Annotated in this window: 13 protein-coding genes; 9 read left to right on the top strand and 4 right to left on the bottom strand. The window is 59.1% G+C overall.

Annotated features, from left to right (window positions below):
- Positions 1 to 90: 90 nt before the first annotated feature.
- Complete coding sequence (locus ACA067_RS29230) at positions 91 to 546, bottom strand: MaoC family dehydratase (protein WP_150767562.1); 456 nt, start codon at positions 544 to 546, stop codon at positions 91 to 93.
- A 197-nt stretch (positions 547 to 743) separates the two neighbouring features.
- On the opposite strand from ACA067_RS29230, the gene ACA067_RS29225 reads away from it, so the two are divergent.
- The 3 genes from ACA067_RS29225 to ACA067_RS29215 are packed head-to-tail and all read left to right on the top strand — an operon-like array spanning position 744 to position 2,420.
- Positions 744 to 1,106: a CidA/LrgA family protein gene (locus ACA067_RS29225; RefSeq protein ID WP_497459615.1), complete on the top strand. Its 363-nt coding sequence runs from the start codon at positions 744 to 746 to the stop codon at positions 1,104 to 1,106.
- On the top strand, positions 1,103 to 1,819 hold the full coding sequence (locus tag ACA067_RS29220; protein WP_497459614.1) for an LrgB family protein: 717 nt from the start codon (positions 1,103 to 1,105) through the stop codon (positions 1,817 to 1,819). The genes ACA067_RS29225 and ACA067_RS29220 overlap by 4 nt, the downstream gene beginning before the upstream one ends.
- A gap of 10 nt (positions 1,820 to 1,829) precedes the next feature.
- On the top strand, positions 1,830 to 2,420 hold the full coding sequence (locus ACA067_RS29215) for an LON peptidase substrate-binding domain-containing protein (RefSeq protein WP_497459613.1): 591 nt from the start codon (positions 1,830 to 1,832) through the stop codon (positions 2,418 to 2,420).
- A gap of 130 nt (positions 2,421 to 2,550) precedes the next feature.
- Here the strand turns inward: ACA067_RS29215 and ACA067_RS29210 are convergent, their stop codons facing one another.
- The 3 genes from ACA067_RS29210 to ACA067_RS29200 form a co-directional block, all read right to left on the bottom strand.
- Positions 2,551 to 6,093 carry a calcium-binding protein gene (locus ACA067_RS29210; protein ID WP_497459612.1) on the bottom strand — a complete coding sequence of 1,181 codons (3,543 nt, stop codon included), beginning with the start codon at positions 6,091 to 6,093 and terminating at the stop codon, positions 2,551 to 2,553.
- 411 nt (positions 6,094 to 6,504) lie between these two features.
- The gene (locus ACA067_RS29205; RefSeq protein ID WP_497459611.1) at positions 6,505 to 7,821 is read right to left on the bottom strand and encodes a bifunctional DedA family/phosphatase PAP2 family protein; all 1,317 of its coding nucleotides are present in this window, start codon (positions 7,819 to 7,821) and stop codon (positions 6,505 to 6,507) included.
- Between the two features lie 49 nt (positions 7,822 to 7,870).
- On the bottom strand, positions 7,871 to 8,566 hold the full coding sequence (locus ACA067_RS29200) for a DNA-3-methyladenine glycosylase (protein WP_497459610.1): 696 nt from the start codon (positions 8,564 to 8,566) through the stop codon (positions 7,871 to 7,873).
- 189 nt (positions 8,567 to 8,755) lie between these two features.
- Between ACA067_RS29200 and ACA067_RS29195 the strand changes: the two genes are divergently transcribed.
- The 6 genes from ACA067_RS29195 to rodA all read left to right on the top strand — a co-directional run bounded on the left by ACA067_RS29195 (position 8,756) and on the right by rodA (position 14,803).
- Complete coding sequence (locus ACA067_RS29195; protein WP_497459609.1) at positions 8,756 to 10,027, top strand: glutamate-5-semialdehyde dehydrogenase; 1,272 nt, start codon at positions 8,756 to 8,758, stop codon at positions 10,025 to 10,027.
- The gene (gene nadD, locus ACA067_RS29190; RefSeq protein WP_497459608.1) at positions 9,996 to 10,718 is read left to right on the top strand and encodes a nicotinate-nucleotide adenylyltransferase; all 723 of its coding nucleotides are present in this window, start codon (positions 9,996 to 9,998) and stop codon (positions 10,716 to 10,718) included. The genes ACA067_RS29195 and nadD overlap by 32 nt, the downstream gene beginning before the upstream one ends.
- Before the next feature lie 72 nt (positions 10,719 to 10,790).
- On the top strand, positions 10,791 to 11,285 hold the full coding sequence (gene rsfS, locus ACA067_RS29185; protein ID WP_154855662.1) for a ribosome silencing factor: 495 nt from the start codon (positions 10,791 to 10,793) through the stop codon (positions 11,283 to 11,285).
- Between the two features lie 9 nt (positions 11,286 to 11,294).
- On the top strand, positions 11,295 to 11,762 hold the full coding sequence (gene rlmH / locus ACA067_RS29180; RefSeq protein WP_007937439.1) for a 23S rRNA (pseudouridine(1915)-N(3))-methyltransferase RlmH: 468 nt from the start codon (positions 11,295 to 11,297) through the stop codon (positions 11,760 to 11,762).
- 10 nt (positions 11,763 to 11,772) lie between these two features.
- Complete coding sequence (gene mrdA / locus ACA067_RS29175; RefSeq protein WP_497459607.1) at positions 11,773 to 13,668, top strand: penicillin-binding protein 2; 1,896 nt, start codon at positions 11,773 to 11,775, stop codon at positions 13,666 to 13,668.
- A 31-nt stretch (positions 13,669 to 13,699) separates the two neighbouring features.
- The gene (gene rodA / locus ACA067_RS29170) at positions 13,700 to 14,803 is read left to right on the top strand and encodes a rod shape-determining protein RodA (protein WP_168187363.1); all 1,104 of its coding nucleotides are present in this window, start codon (positions 13,700 to 13,702) and stop codon (positions 14,801 to 14,803) included.
- The last annotated feature ends 9 nt before the right edge of the window (positions 14,804 to 14,812 follow it).

The following is a 14,812-nucleotide window of genomic DNA, read 5'->3' as shown; positions in this document are numbered from 1 at the left end:
GACCGAGTATGCCGCAGCTCTGTGTTCTTAAATAGCCAGGAAAAAGGAGAGGGCGCGAAACAGCGTGAGCTGCTTCGCCTCCGGGAGGGTTTACACGAAGCAGAGGGACAAGGGTTCAGCGATATACGCCGGTTTTTCCGAGCCTTCGATTTCCAGGGTGGCGGTGGCCTTGAGCAGCCATTGACCGGGTTTTTTCTCGGTGACTTCGGTCAGATCGACCTTGAGTCGCACTTTCGAGTCGACCTTGACCGGTTGAATGAAACGCACGCTGTCGAGGCCGTAATTGACCACCATCTTCAAGCCTTCAGGCATGACAAGGATGTCTTCCATCAGTTTGGGGATCAACGACAGCGACAGGAAACCGTGTGCAATGGTGCTGCCAAATGGCGTTTGCGCGGCTTTGACCGGGTCGACATGGATGAACTGATAGTCCCCAGTGGCTTCGGCGAACAGGTTGATGCGCGCCTGATCGATGGTGAGCCATTCGGAACGTCCGAGTTCCTTGCCGACATAATCTTTGAGCTCTGCAACGGGAACATAGGGCATTGAGACTCTCCTTGGGTTCATCGGTTTTATAGTTTTGAGGTGGGGGGATTTGACCTCCCGGATTACCGCTTTAGATCAACATGGCAAATGGCTCCGGTCAACTGTCCATGCTGTTTGCGAATGCCGATCCATAGCGTCGGCATGCTTATAATGGTCGACCCGCCACTGCGGGTGACGGGTTTTGCGGGAGAAGAAGGATGTTGTTACGTGGCCTGACCTGGCTGGTGCTGTTCCAATTGCTCGGCACCGCCATCAACCATTTGTTTTTGCCGGTGCTACCGGGGCCGATCATCGGCCTGCTGCTGTTGCTGGTGTTCCTGATCAGCCGTGGCCAGGTGGGTGAGCCGCTGAACCAGGCGGCCAGCAGTCTGCTGCGCTACCTGCCGTTGCTGCTGGTGCCGCCGGCGGTGGGCGTGATGGTTTACGCTGCCGATATCGCGGCGGATTTCTGGGCCATCGTCGGCGCGCTGGTGTTGTCGCTGGTGCTGTCCCTGGCGTTTGCCGGTGTCTTGATGCAGCGCATGATCAAGCGTCACGCTCCTCACGAGGACGGCCAATGATCTTCGACTGGCACGGGGCCTGGGCATCGGTGATTCATCATCCGTTGTTCGGCATTGGCGTGACCTTGGGCGCCTATCAACTGGTGCTGGCGGCGTTTGAGAAAACCCGCTGGATCTTTCTGCAACCGGTGCTGGTTTCCATGCTGCTGGTGATCGGTGTGCTGGTGGGATGCGGCCTGACCTACGCTGAATACCGCAAGAGCACCGAGATTCTCAGCATCTTGCTTGGCCCCGCGACGGTCGCGCTGGCAGTGCCGCTTTACCTCAACCTGCGGCGGATTCGGCAGTTGTTCTGGCCGATATTTACTACGCTGGTGGTAGGCGGTGTGGTTGCCACGGGCATGGGTGTATTGCTGGGCTGGTGGTTTGGCGCCGAACACATGATCCTGATGACCATGGCGCCGAAGTCGGTGACCTCGCCGATTGCCATGCTGGTGGCCGAACAGATCGGTGGCGTCGCGGCGCTGGCGGCGGTGTTTGTGTTGATCACCGGGGTGATCGGGGCGATCTTCGGGCCGAGTCTTTTGACCCGGCTCGGTGTCCACAGTCCTGAGGCACGCGGCATGGCCCTGGGCATGACCGCCCACGCGGTCGGCACGGCGGTGGCGATGCAGGAAAGTGAAGAGTGCGGCGCCTTCGCGGCGCTGGCGATGAGTCTGATGGGCGTGGCCACGGCGGTGTTCCTGCCGTTGGCGGTGTCGATGGTGGTGTAAGGAAATATTTATGAGCTTGCCGCTTTTTCCGCTGAACACGGTGCTGTTTCCTGGCTGCATCCTCGACTTGCAGATTTTCGAGGCGCGCTACCTGGACATGATCAGCCGCTGCATGAAACAGGGCGGCGGCTTCGGCGTGGTGTGCATTCTCGATGGCGAAGAGGTGGGCATCGCTCCGGCGGGCTATGCGCTGGTAGGGTGCGAAGCGCTGATCACCGATTTCAAGCAGCAGGACAATGGCCTGCTGGGCATTCGGGTGCAGGGCGGGCGGCGTTTCCACGTGGTGCGCACCGAAGTGCAGCGCGATCAGTTGATTGTCGCCGAGGTCCAGTGGCTGGAGGACGAGCCCGAGCAACCGCTCCAGGACGAGGACGCCGACCTGGTCGCGCTGCTCAAGGCCCTGGCGGAACACCCGATGGTCGAAGCGCTGAACATGGGCAACGAAGCGACCGGACAACAGTCGCTGGCCAATCAGTTGGCGTATCTGCTGCCATTCGCCGAGTTGGACAAGATCGATCTGCTGCAGCTCGATGATCCGCAGCAGCGACTGGATGCGATCCAGGCGCTGCTGGATGAGTTGCAGGGGGAATTGTTTGCTTGATTGCTTCTGGCGCGTAAGGGGCACACTCCATTTGTAATGATTCAGCCACTCCTTCGACTGAATGAGGCAAGCGCCGGCGTGCCGATATACGTCACGCCAGGTCTGCATTGCCAGGTCGGTTAATCAGGGATCAAGCGTACTGGATCGGTTCTATGATCAGATCCTCGGGTTTGATGCGAAAATTCAGATCCGTATCGATACCCCAGTAATCGTTCGTCGAGTTGTAATACACCTGGCCGTCAATTCGTGGTGTGAAGCCAATATTGTTAACGTTCACTTTTACGGCCAGTTCGTTTCGTGCCTGGTGAGCACGAATATCAGTCAACAAGGCATCGACACTTGCGTAGCCTTGTGCGTTGATCACGTAAAGTTGCAGCACTTCAAATAACAGTTCAACTGAATAAATATTTCCGGATGAAGTTGCCACGCTGATGGATTCCACCGGCCCTGCATGATCCACACTCGGTAACTGGAGCACTGCGCTACCGACTTGCAGTTCTTCGGACGTCAGCCGTATTTCGTTGCGTGTTACGGCTTCTGTCAATTCTGTGCTGTAGATGGTCCAGGTCGATGCATTGGAGGTTTGTTCAGCGGCGCCTGGTGTCGACAGGCTAAAAGTTGTGTTGCTGGTAGGATAAACATCGTAGGACGAGGCTTGGCCTTGCAGCACATAGATACCGGCATGGGAAGCTGATGGAAAGTCAATCTTCTTAGGGGTAGCTGCGAGCAAGAAAGGTTTTATCCGTTGTGGTCGGATAAAACTGTAATTGCCGTATCGACGCTTCAGGCACATCGTGGCGAGACGGGATTTATAGCCCGGAGCAGCAGCATCCTCCTGATAGGGGATATCGGGCGGCATCAATCGATAGGATTCGCCGTCCTGCATGACCAGTACAATGTCTTGTACGCACTCTATGACGGCTGACTTGATACTTGAATAAATGGTGCTTGCGGGTTTTTTCTGTGGCTTTTCTCTAATGACACCCGTGAGATTAACGATTTTTGATGGAAGTTGAATCCATATATTGAAGCGGCTATAACTGAGGAGTGTGTAACCCGAAACACCTTCGGTTACCTTTACCTGGTAGCTGGCCCTGATTGCATGTATTTCTTCATATTTATAATCCAGATAAATGGTGCTGGGGGTTGTAGGCGTATCGGCATACGCAATGAAATCGACCCTGAGGCCCGCCCGTGAAACATAGTAGTGATTCGATTTCTGCTCTGCGATCACTACGGTTCCGCTGTTGATAATGTGCGGAGCAGGCATGGGCTGACCGATGATGGTCACTATGCATTCGACGTCGTGAATGGATGAATCAGTCAGGTGAACAGGCAAGATGGGCGCCATCTCGTAACCGTCCTGGGTTTTAAACAGCAACTGGCTATTTTTCACCTGACGCTGACCGTCGACACGCTTGTAAACATTCTCGATGGTCAACAGGTGTTCAGGGAGTTCGCCATCCTTGCCACGTAACGAGCTGACGACCAGCGAGGTATCAACGATCTGCCAGCGTTGAATGCTCTCCATTGGCCAGCCGAATTCGATGAGGCTCGATTGTTCGCCGTCTTCGACAATCGTCACTCGAGCCGATGTGTCGGCGATGTAATAGCGATCCTTTCCAGGGCCGCCATCAACCCGGCAGTCCGCCCCGCGGATGGCGATTGTGTCGTCACCTGCTGCGGCAATGACATGGTCGTTACCGTTGGCCGAGATTCGTTCTGCCTTGTCGCTCCCGGTGACCTGATTGGTTCCGCCGCGCAATGTCGAGACGTTTTCGATGGAGTTGATTTGCGCGACCATGACCTCGTCTATCGCCGGATCGTGACTGCGCAAGGCAACCGTTCCGGTCTGCAGATTGACGTCATAGCCGATGTGGCGGGTATCAACATCCTCGCGGGTGTTGCGGGTATCCGGGGCGGGGCGGGTGCCTTCGAAGGCCAGCGTGTCGGAACCCTCTCCCCCGTCAAGAACAGTGATTCGTGCAGGTCTCGCTGACCGATTCAGTTGCGCTTCGGTTGTTTCGAAGTAAAACCCGTCATCCTTGTCACCGCCGGTCAGTGCCTTGGCGCCCTCCCGATAGCTGAAGAGATTGGGCTGGTCCTTGACGCCGAAGACCTGGTCGTTGCCATCGCCGAGTCGCCATAACACGCCTTTGTTTTCGCCGGGGCTACCTTTGACGTTGCCCTTGAGGTTTTGCGGCAACCCGTCCCGAGCGTCGATGATGTCATCGCTACCAACGATGACCGGTTCGTTATTGAGCTTGAACGGCGGCTCCCCGGCCTCCTCGTTCCATTGATGGCGCCAGATTTTCACGGGCTTCAACTCGACGTTGAAACTGCCGTTTACGACGTATTCCAGGTAGTGTTTGTAATGCTCGTTTTGAAGCAAGTCCTTTGCGGATATTTCCAGCTGTTTGCCGTGGTCGCTACGGGCTTTGGCGATCTTGTAGTGATCCATGACGTCCTGATCCAGCTCCTGCCGGGTGAAGGCGAACCAGCCTGAGCGCAAACGTTCGTGCGTGGTCAAATCAATGTAGTCATCGATGTCGTCCACGACCCGGGCCGCCCGGTAAATTTCCGCTCCAGCAATGAGCACGGCCGCGGCGGCGAGACCAATGGGACCGGCGGTGCTACCGAATCCGGCCAGTGCCGCCACGCCCAAGACCAGGCTGACACTCGCGCCAGCCACGCTCAAGCCACCACTGACGTAATGGTCCTGGGCCTCCTTGCCTTGGGAAGCGGCTGCGGCATTAAAGGATTTGACGGCACTGATAACGTCGAACGGCAGGGTGATCGCGCTGGCAAATAACCCGGCCCCCCGGCTGAATACGGCACCTACCGATGTGGCGGAAAACCGGCTGAATACGATCGACCCGTTCCTGATCATCGCTTCGCCGCCTTTGGTCAGGCCTCGTTCGACGATCAATGAACCGACTTCACTCGCAATCGATCCGCCGTTGAACGCGGCTTCGCCCACGTCGCCGGTCTTGAGGGCTTCCATGGCCCCCATGAAGCCGCTGTAAATTCCGTAGGCTTGCAAGCCCACGCCCGTACCGCCCTGCAGGTAGCTTTTGCTCTTGTTGACCCAGGCGGGATGATTGTTAAGGGAGTCGACGTGATGAATGTCGATTTTTTGCGCCGCATTCCCAAGCTTGTTGAGGCGATCCATCGAGCTGCCGGGCACAAGCAAGTCGGTGGTAGCGAACATGGGCTGGGCGTCGGCTGAGCGACTCATGGCGATTTCATAGAAAAGAGTGGCGACGGTGGCACTGTCCGGGGTTTTTGCGGACTTTACCCGGCCCTCGACCTTGGTTGTGTCGAAGCCCAATCCGTCGACAAAATCCTGATCGGGCACCGGTATGTTCGCGTTTGCCGAGCTGATGGCGCGGCCATGCACTGTCGCGCCCATGGCCTTGAGTTCTACGCGAGTGACGTTGGAATTGCCGAAGCGCAAAGGCCCGAAATGTTCGTCGAGAATTTTGAGTGTCCGACGGGATAATTGGCCCGGGATCGTTGTGTCCGGCGCTGGCGTTAACACAGGTGGCAATAGTGGCGCAGTGTCGATTCGGCCAGCGGCGGGCGCATGAATGTTGGCTGAGACGCTGATCGCTGTCACCTGAATGGTACTGCGGGTTGAGCTTTCTACGGCGGGTTCGATAAGTTGTGCCATTGTTTAATCCTTTAAATAATGACTGTATAAAACACTGGTGTCTGGATGCTGTTTGTCGACTACGTGTAGCGATCCTATGGGGTTTTGCGGAAAGACAGTGAGTCGTAATTACGCTGTCGTGGTTGTATCTTTTTTTATCTGTGGCAGATTGAAGTTTGATCAGGAAATTGATAGTTCATGCCATTGGCTTTAATGTAATTGATTTTCCATGTCGTGAAAGGTGCAGGCGTTGGAAGTTATGGAATAATATGTAACTTCGATTATTGCTTGACTGATTATTCTGAAAAGACGTGGTCGCGACGCAGATGTTCGATTCACGGGATCAAGCGCCACTCTCGTCGGAGAAATCCTTGAAGAGTGGCGAGGAGGGCGCTCTTTGCTGTTGGCGAATAGAGCGGCGAACCCGTGGTGTCAATACGCGTACCGCAACATTGCATGCGGCAGATGGCGCAGGGCGAAGAAACTGAACAATGCCAGCAACGCCGGCAGGATCAGCCACCAGACCTTGAACGGCATGGCATTGAGCGGCGTCTGCCGCTGGCTCAGCCACAAACTCCCTGCACACACGCACGCCGCCAGCATGGCACCGGCCAGCACGTCGGTCGGCCAGTGCGCGCCCAGATAAACCCGCGACAAGGCAATCGACAGTGCCGGCAGGCAGGCCAGCAGCAGCCAGGTCAGGCGCATCCGAGGCGGCTGTCCGCGACCGGCGAGCACGGCCAGGGTCAGAAACAAGGCAAACGACCCCGAAGCGTGGCCGCTGGGCATGCTGTAGCTGGTCAAGGGATCGCTCAACACTTCCGGGCGTACCCGGGCGAAGAAGTTTTTGGTCGCGGTATTGGCCAGGGCGGTGCAGAGCAGGGTGCCGCCGGCGAACAGCGCCTGACGCCATTGTCGGCAAAGTAACAGCAAGCCGGTGAGCAGGGCGCTGAACAGCAACATGTTGCGGAACTCACCGATCAGGGTGAAGGTGACCGCCACTTCATCCAGCGTCGGGCCGCGGTGCTCCTGCACCAGGGTCATCACGCCCTGATCAAGAGCGGTCAAATGCGGATAGCCGATGAACAGGCCGATCAGGATCAGCAGGCTCATGCAACTGATCCACGTCGTGGCCCGGCGATGGCGGCGCAGGCTGCTGGTCGCGCTCAAGCCAACCATCACCGCGATACTCCCGGCAACGATGCCCGCCTGCAGCCAGAAACCTTCCGGCAACGGCAGGCGAATGGCTGCACCCGTGGCCCAGCCGGGCAGCAGATAGGCGACGCTCCAGCCGGCGGCGGCCAGCAGGCTGACGGCAGCGAAGCGCGGGAAGGGCATGTCGAACATCCCGGCGACCATTGGCAGCATGGGGCGCAACGGGCCGATGAAGCGTCCGACCAGCAGGCTGGCGATGCCATAACGCTGGAAATAGGCCTCGGCCCCGGCGATCCATTCCGGGTGATGGCGCAGCCCGGGCAGGCGCCGGATGTTCTGATGGAAATGCCGCCCCACGAAGTACGAAACGATATCGCCCAGCACGCCGGCGACGAAACCCAGCAGCAGTGTTTCGCTCAACGACAGCGCGCCGCTGCCGGCCAGGACCGCGACGGCAAACAGCAATACCGTACCGGGGACGATCAGCCCGGCAATTGCCAGGCATTCCACAAAGGCCACTATGAACACCGCAGCGGCCAGCCATTGCGGGTTGACCGTTAACCATCCGGTCACGCTATCGAGCCATGGACCCATAAAAAACAACTCCCAACTTATCGATTGAGCCCTGTAGAGGGGATTGTGTTCACAGCAAAAAATAGTCGCGACCTTCGACCTGCCCTCGTCGCAGCGGGTTCCGCGTGCAATAGGCAGCGTAGGCGGCATCGACGAAGCGGTACATCAGGTGTTCGTCACGCCCATGGGGAATGCCCAGGCGTGTGGTTTGAATGATGTGGGCGGGTGCGGGCCCGATATCTTCCACCAGCAGTACTTCATGGTCGAAGCGCTTGGCGTCCCAGATCGGCACCTTCAGGCCCAGCGCCTTGCAGAGCAATGTCTGTCCGGCACAGAGCTTTTGCGAGGGCCGAGGGCGGCCCTGGGCATCCGGATTGTTCAACAGCATTTGCGCCAGGCTCGCCGCGCCGCTCAATTCATCGACCCATGGATAGCCGGACTTGATCAACACCGCATTGCCGGGACCTTGGGCACTGAAGTTCAGGGAATCGCCGCCACGGGCGTAATACATATAGATGTGACCACCATCCAGAAACAAAGCCTTACGCTTTTCTGTGTAGCCAAGGGAGGCATGGCTGCCTTTTTCTTCGAAGTAATAGGCTTCGGTCTCGATGATTCGAGCGCTCAGCCAGAGTTCACCGACCCGATGCCGGATCACTTTGCCCAGTAATTCCCGGGCCAGCGTTTGCGCGTCTCGGTCGAAAAACGCGTCCGCAAGTGCCGTGGGCAGGCTCGTTGCGGACGCACGAACAGTCAGGTTGGTCATGATGAACGGCGTTTATCAAGGCTGATTGGGTCGTGATGATAACAATTTGCAGCTTAATCACGGCTGAACGTCGGCAAATTGCCCTCGATTTCGACCATCCGCCTGTCACCGCTGTTAGTCCCGGGACGCGACAGCTATAATCTGCCGCTTTACTCTTTACCAAGACCTTATCAAAGACCACTCCAGACCATGACTGAGTCCGTTCTTGACTATATGACCCGTTTGGGTCGCGCAGCCCGCGAAGCGTCTCGCGTCATCGGCCGTGCCAGCACTGCGCAGAAAAACCGCGCGTTGGAGGCTGCTGCCCAGGCGTTGGACGCTGCACGCGCCGAGCTGACAGCCGCCAACGAGCTGGATTTGGCGGCTGGCCGCACCAACGGTCTTGAACCGGCCCTGCTGGAGCGTCTCGCGCTGACCCCGGAACGCATCGACGGCATGATTGTCGGTTTGCGTCAGGTTGCCGCGCTGCCGGATCCGGTGGGTGCGATCCGCGACATGAGCTATCGGCCGTCGGGCATTCAGGTCGGCAAGATGCGAGTGCCATTGGGCGTGATCGGGATCATTTACGAATCGCGGCCGAACGTGACCATCGATGCTGCCAGCCTGTGCCTGAAATCCGGCAACGCGACCATCCTGCGCGGCGGCTCCGAGGCCATCAACTCCAACCGTGCCATTGCCGCCTGCATCCAGCGCGGCCTGGCCGAGGCCGATCTGCCTGCCGCCGTCGTGCAAGTGGTCGAAACCACCGACCGTGCTGCCGTTGGCGCGCTGATCACCATGCCTGAATACGTCGATGTCATCGTGCCCCGTGGCGGCCGTGGCCTGATCGAACGGATCAGCCGCGATGCGCGCGTGCCGGTGATCAAGCACCTGGACGGCATCTGCCACGTTTATGTCAGCGCCCACGCCGACCTGCAGAAAGCCCGTCGCATCGCCTTCAACGCCAAGACTTACCGTTATGGCATCTGCGGCGCGATGGAAACGCTGTTGGTGGATCAAGCTGTTGCCAAGGAGTTTCTGCCGGCCATGGCGGCACAGTTCCACGAAAAAGGCGTCGAGCTGCGTGGCTGCGAACGTACCCGGGCGATCATCGAGGCTGTTGCGGCAACAGAAGAAGACTGGAACACCGAATACCTGGCGCCGATCCTCTCGATCCGCGTGGTCGACGGACTGGGCCAGGCCATCGAACACATCAACAAGCACGGCTCGCATCACACCGATTCAATTGTCAGCGAAAACCTGGCCGACACCCGGCGTTTCGTCGCGGAAGTCGATTCGTCATCGGTGATGATCAACACCCCGACGTGCTTCGCCGATGGCTTTGAATACGGATTGGGTGCCGAGATCGGCATTTCTACTGATAAGCTGCACGCCCGCGGCCCGGTGGGTCTCGAAGGACTGACCTGCGAGAAGTACATCGTGGTCGGTGATGGTCAGTTGCGCGGCCAGGCGTCGGTCTGAGTTGGGCGACCTCAAACTGTCGGCCCCGGTGACCACCAGCGAACCTGCGCCTCGACGCATCGGCATGCTGGGCGGGACCTTCGACCCAGTGCACATCGGCCATTTGCGCGGTGCGCTGGAAGTCGCCGAATCGCTGGCGCTCGATGAGCTGCGCCTGACGCCCAGTGCCAGGCCGCCTCATCGCGGTACGCCGCAGGTGTCGGCCAAAGACCGTCTGGCGATGGTCGAGTGCGCGGTGGCCGGTGTGGCGCCGTTGGTGGTGGATGCCCGCGAATTGCAGCGGGACAAACCGTCCTACACCATCGATACCCTGGAGCTGATGCGTGGCGAACTGGCCGCACAGGACCAGGTTTTTCTACTTTTGGGCTGGGACGCATTTTGCGGCCTGCCCACTTGGCACCGCTGGGAAGAGTTACTCCAGCATTGCCACATCCTGGTGCTGCAACGCCCGGATGCCGACAGCGAACCGCCGGATGCCTTGCGCAATCTGTTGGCGGCACGCTCGGTGAGCGACCCGCTGGCCCTCAAAGGGCCGAGCGGACAGATTGCATTCGTCTGGCAGACACCGCTCGCGGTATCCGCCACCCAGATCCGTCAACTGCTGGCCAGCGGTAAGTCGGTACGTTTCCTGGTGCCCGACGCGGTCCTGGCCTACATCGATGCGCACGGACTCTACCGTGCGTCGAACTGAAAAAGGGAGCGCTTCAAAACACGTGAACGCGTGTACCGAAGCGCCCGAACATACGAGCAAAACGAGTTTTATATGACTGACAAAGACGTAACTAAAGTAAAGCGCAAAGGCACGTTCAAGAGCGCCCCTCTGCCAGTAGAAGCTCCAACCGGCCCAGAGCTGCGCGGCGAAGAGCTGGTCAAGGTTGCCGTAGCGGCCCTGGAAGACGTGAAGGGCCAGGACATTCAGGTGATCGACGTTCGTGAAAAGCAGAGCATCACCGACTTCATGATCATCGCTACCGGTACGTCCAACCGCCAGATCGGCGCGATGCTGGATAAGGTCCGCGAGGCGGTCAAGGCCCAGGGCGTCAAGCCATTGGGTGAAGAAGGCAAGGGCGACAGCGACTGGGTATTGCTGGACATGGATGATGTCATCGTCCACATGATGACCGCTTCGGCTCGTCAGTTTTATGACCTGGAGCGTCTGTGGTCCGGTGCAGAACAGAGCCGTGCTCTGAACGCGGCTCACCACAGCCCGGAAAACACCCATGAGCACTTCGTCAAGCTCAACAAAGACCAGCAATAAGGGACCGCTGTGCGACTGCGACTGATCGCCGTCGGTTCACGCATGCCCAAGTGGGTGGAAGAAGGCTGGCATGAATATGCCAAGCGTCTTCCGTCCGAGCTGGCGCTGGAACTGGTGGAAATACCGCTCAACACCCGCGGCAAGAACGCCGACGTGGCGCGCTTCATCCGTCAGGAAGGCGAAGCCATGCTGGCCAAGGTCGGGCCGAACGAGCGTGTCGTCACCCTCGAAGTCCACGGCAAGCCCTGGAGCACCGAGCAGCTGGCGGTCGAACTCGATCGCTGGCGGCTGGACTCGCGCACGGTGAATTTCATGGTCGGCGGCCCCGAAGGGCTGGCGCCGGAAGTCTGTGCCCGGGCCGATCAGCGCTGGTCGCTCTCGCCGTTGACGTTGCCGCACCCGCTGGTGCGCATTCTGATCGGCGAACAGCTGTATCGTGCCTGGACAGTCTTGTCCGGCCACCCTTACCACAAGTAGTTCTGCCCTCATGCCCCAGCCGATCCGCCTCAAGGACCACGAAAAAGACGCCCGTCTGGTGCGTGGCCGCGTCGTGTTCGGGGCAATCGCGGTGGTGGCGCTGATCTGTGTGCTGATTGCGCGGCTGTATTTTCTCCAGGTGATTCAGTACGAGTACCACTCGACCCTGTCGGAAAACAACCGCGTCCATGTACAACCGATTCCTCCGACTCGCGGACTGATCTTCGACCGTAATGGCGTGGTGGTGGCCGATAACCGGCCTAGTTTCAGCCTGAGCATGACCCGCGAGCGCTCCGGTGACTGGCAGCAAGTGCTCGACGTGATCGTCGAAGTGCTGGAGCTGACGCCCGAGGACCGGGTGATCTTCGAGAAACGCATGCGGCAGGGGCGCCGGCCGTTCGAACCGGTGCCGATCCTGTTCGAGCTGACCGAAGAACAGATCGCCCGTATCGCGGTGAATCAGTTCCGTCTGCCGGGTGTGGAAGTGGTCGCGCAGCTGGTTCGTCACTATCCGCAGGGCGCGCACTTTGCGCACTCGGTGGGATATATGGGGCGGATCAACGAGAAAGAGCTCAAGTCTCTGGACCCGGTGAGTTACAGCGGCACCCATCAAATTGGCAAAACCGGTATCGAGCGTTTCTACGAGCCCGAGTTGCACGGTCAGGTCGGTTACGAAGAAGTCGAGACCAACGCCCGTGGCCGCGTGCTGCGGGTACTCAAACGTACCGAACCGATTTCCGGCAAGGACATCGTCCTGAGCCTGGACATCAAATTGCAGGAGGCCGCCGAAGCTGCACTCGGCGGTCGCCGTGGCGCAGTGGTGGCGCTGGACCCGAAAACCGGCGAAGTCCTGGCGATGGTCAGTCAGCCGAGTTTTGACCCAAACCTGTTCGTCACCGGCATCAGTTTCAAGGCCTATTCCGAGCTGCGCGATTCCATTGATCGACCGCTGTTCAACCGCGTGCTGCGCGGCCTGTACCCGCCGGGCTCGACCATCAAACCGGCAGTGGCAATTGCCGGCCTGGATGCTGGCGTTGTGACCGCGTCGAGTCGGGTGTATGACCCCGGCTATTACCAGTTGCCCAACTACGATCACAAATACCGTAACTGGAACCGTACCGGTGACGGCTACGTCGATCTGGACACGGCGATCATGCGGTCCAACGACACCTACTTCTACGACCTGGCCCACAAACTGGGAATCGATCGCTTGTCGGCGTACATGAGCAAGTTCGGCATCGGCCAGAAGGTTTCGCTGGACATGTTCGAAGAGTCGCCGGGGCTGATGCCTACACGTGAATGGAAGCGTGCAACCCGGCGTCAGGTCTGGTACCCGGGCGAAACGCTGATTCTCGGGATTGGTCAGGGCTATATGCAATCAACGCCATTGCAACTGGCCCAGGCAACGGCGCTGGTCGCGAACAAGGGTGTCTGGAACCGGCCGCACCTGGCCAAGACCGTCGAAGGCGAGCGGCCCAAGGACGAGAATCCGATGCCGGACATCATCCTGCGCGACCCGTCCGACTGGACCAAGGTCAACCACGGCATGCAGCAGGTGATGCACGGCGCCCGGGGTACGGCACGCAAAGCGGCGCTCGGTGCGCAATACCGCATCGCCGGTAAAAGTGGTACGGCCCAGGTGGTCGCGATCAAGCAGGGCGAGAAATACGACCGGTCCAAGGTCCAGGAACGCCATCGTGACCACGCCTTGTTCGTCGGCTTCGCGCCGGCCGACAACCCGAAGATCGTGGTGTCGGTGATGGTCGAGAATGGCGAGTCCGGCTCCGGCGTTGCTGCACCCGTGGTGCGTCAAATCATGGACGCCTGGCTCCTGGACCAGAACGGTCGGTTGAAAGCCGAATACGCCAGCCCAATCAGCGCGGAGGCTACGGCCCGTGAACAGTAATTTCGATCGCATTCTCTCCAGCGAGGATGTGATGCGTCGTCGTGCGACGCTGTTGCAACGCATGCACATCGACGGCCCGTTGTTGATCCTGTTGCTGACCCTCGCCGCCGGCAGCCTGTTCGTGCTGTATTCGGCCAGCGGCAAGAGCTGGGACCTGCTGGCCAAGCAAGCCACTTCGTTCGGTATCGGCCTGGTGTCGATGGTCGTCATTGCCCAGTTCGAGCCGCGCTTCATGGCCCGTTGGGTGCCGGTCGGTTATGTGCTCGGCGTGCTTTTGCTGGTGGTGGTGGACATCATGGGCCACAACGCCATGGGCGCCACGCGCTGGATCAATATTCCCGGGGTGATCCGCTTCCAACCCTCGGAATTCATGAAGATCCTGATGCCGGCGACCATCGCCTGGTACCTGTCCAAGCGCACCTTGCCGCCCCAGCTCAAGCACGTGGGCGTCAGTTTGTTTCTGATCGGCTTGCCATTCATTCTGATCGTGCGTCAACCCGACCTTGGCACCTCATTGCTGATCCTGGCGGGTGGTGCGTTCGTGCTGTTCATGGGCGGCCTGCGCTGGCGCTGGATCCTCAGCGTGCTCGCCGCCGCCGTGCCGGTGGCTGTCGCCATGTGGTACTTCGTCATGCACGATTACCAGAAGCAGCGAGTCCTGACGTTCCTCGACCCGGAGAGCGATCCGCTGGGCACCGGCTGGAACATCATTCAGTCCAAGGCCGCCATCGGTTCCGGCGGCGTGTTCGGCAAGGGCTGGCTGCTGGGCACCCAGTCGCACCTGGACTTCCTGCCGGAAAGCCACACCGACTTCATTATTGCAGTCATGGGTGAAGAGTTCGGCCTGGTGGGCATCTGCGCACTGCTGCTGATTTACCTGCTGTTGATCGGTCGCGGGCTGGTCATTACCGCCCAGGCCCAGACATTGTTCGGCAAATTGCTCGCGGGCAGCCTGACCATGACGTTTTTTGTTTACGTTTTCGTCAACATCGGTATGGTCAGTGGCCTGTTGCCGGTCGTGGGGGTGCCGTTGCCGTTCATTAGCTACGGAGGAACTTCGCTGGTGACGCTGCTGTCAGCGTTTGGGGTTTTGATGTCGATCCATACCCATCGTAAGTGGATCGCACAAGTTTGAATAAGGTGA

It is taken from the genome of Pseudomonas sp. LBUM1674 (genome assembly GCF_059695635.1).
This window is presented reverse-complemented; position numbering and strand designations above follow the sequence as displayed.

What these genes read in the sequence shown, in the direction of transcription:
- ACA067_RS29230 (WP_150767562.1), bottom strand. Translation starts at nt 546, where the DNA reads ATGCCCTATGTTCCCGTTGCAGAGCTCAAAGATTATGTCGGCAAGGAA.
- ACA067_RS29225 (WP_497459615.1), top strand. Translation starts at nt 744, where the DNA reads ATGTTGTTACGTGGCCTGACCTGGCTGGTGCTGTTCCAATTGCTCGGC.
- ACA067_RS29220 (WP_497459614.1), top strand. Translation starts at nt 1,103, where the DNA reads ATGATCTTCGACTGGCACGGGGCCTGGGCATCGGTGATTCATCATCCG.
- ACA067_RS29215 (WP_497459613.1), top strand. Translation starts at nt 1,830, where the DNA reads ATGAGCTTGCCGCTTTTTCCGCTGAACACGGTGCTGTTTCCTGGCTGC.
- ACA067_RS29210 (WP_497459612.1), bottom strand. Translation starts at nt 6,093, where the DNA reads ATGGCACAACTTATCGAACCCGCCGTAGAAAGCTCAACCCGCAGTACC.
- ACA067_RS29205 (WP_497459611.1), bottom strand. Translation starts at nt 7,821, where the DNA reads ATGGGTCCATGGCTCGATAGCGTGACCGGATGGTTAACGGTCAACCCG.
- ACA067_RS29200 (WP_497459610.1), bottom strand. Translation starts at nt 8,566, where the DNA reads ATGACCAACCTGACTGTTCGTGCGTCCGCAACGAGCCTGCCCACGGCA.
- ACA067_RS29195 (WP_497459609.1), top strand. Translation starts at nt 8,756, where the DNA reads ATGACTGAGTCCGTTCTTGACTATATGACCCGTTTGGGTCGCGCAGCC.
- nadD (WP_497459608.1), top strand. Translation starts at nt 9,996, where the DNA reads ATGGTCAGTTGCGCGGCCAGGCGTCGGTCTGAGTTGGGCGACCTCAAA.
- rsfS (WP_154855662.1), top strand. Translation starts at nt 10,791, where the DNA reads ATGACTGACAAAGACGTAACTAAAGTAAAGCGCAAAGGCACGTTCAAG.
- mrdA (WP_497459607.1), top strand. Translation starts at nt 11,773, where the DNA reads ATGCCCCAGCCGATCCGCCTCAAGGACCACGAAAAAGACGCCCGTCTG.
- rodA (WP_168187363.1), top strand. Translation starts at nt 13,700, where the DNA reads ATGCGTCGTCGTGCGACGCTGTTGCAACGCATGCACATCGACGGCCCG.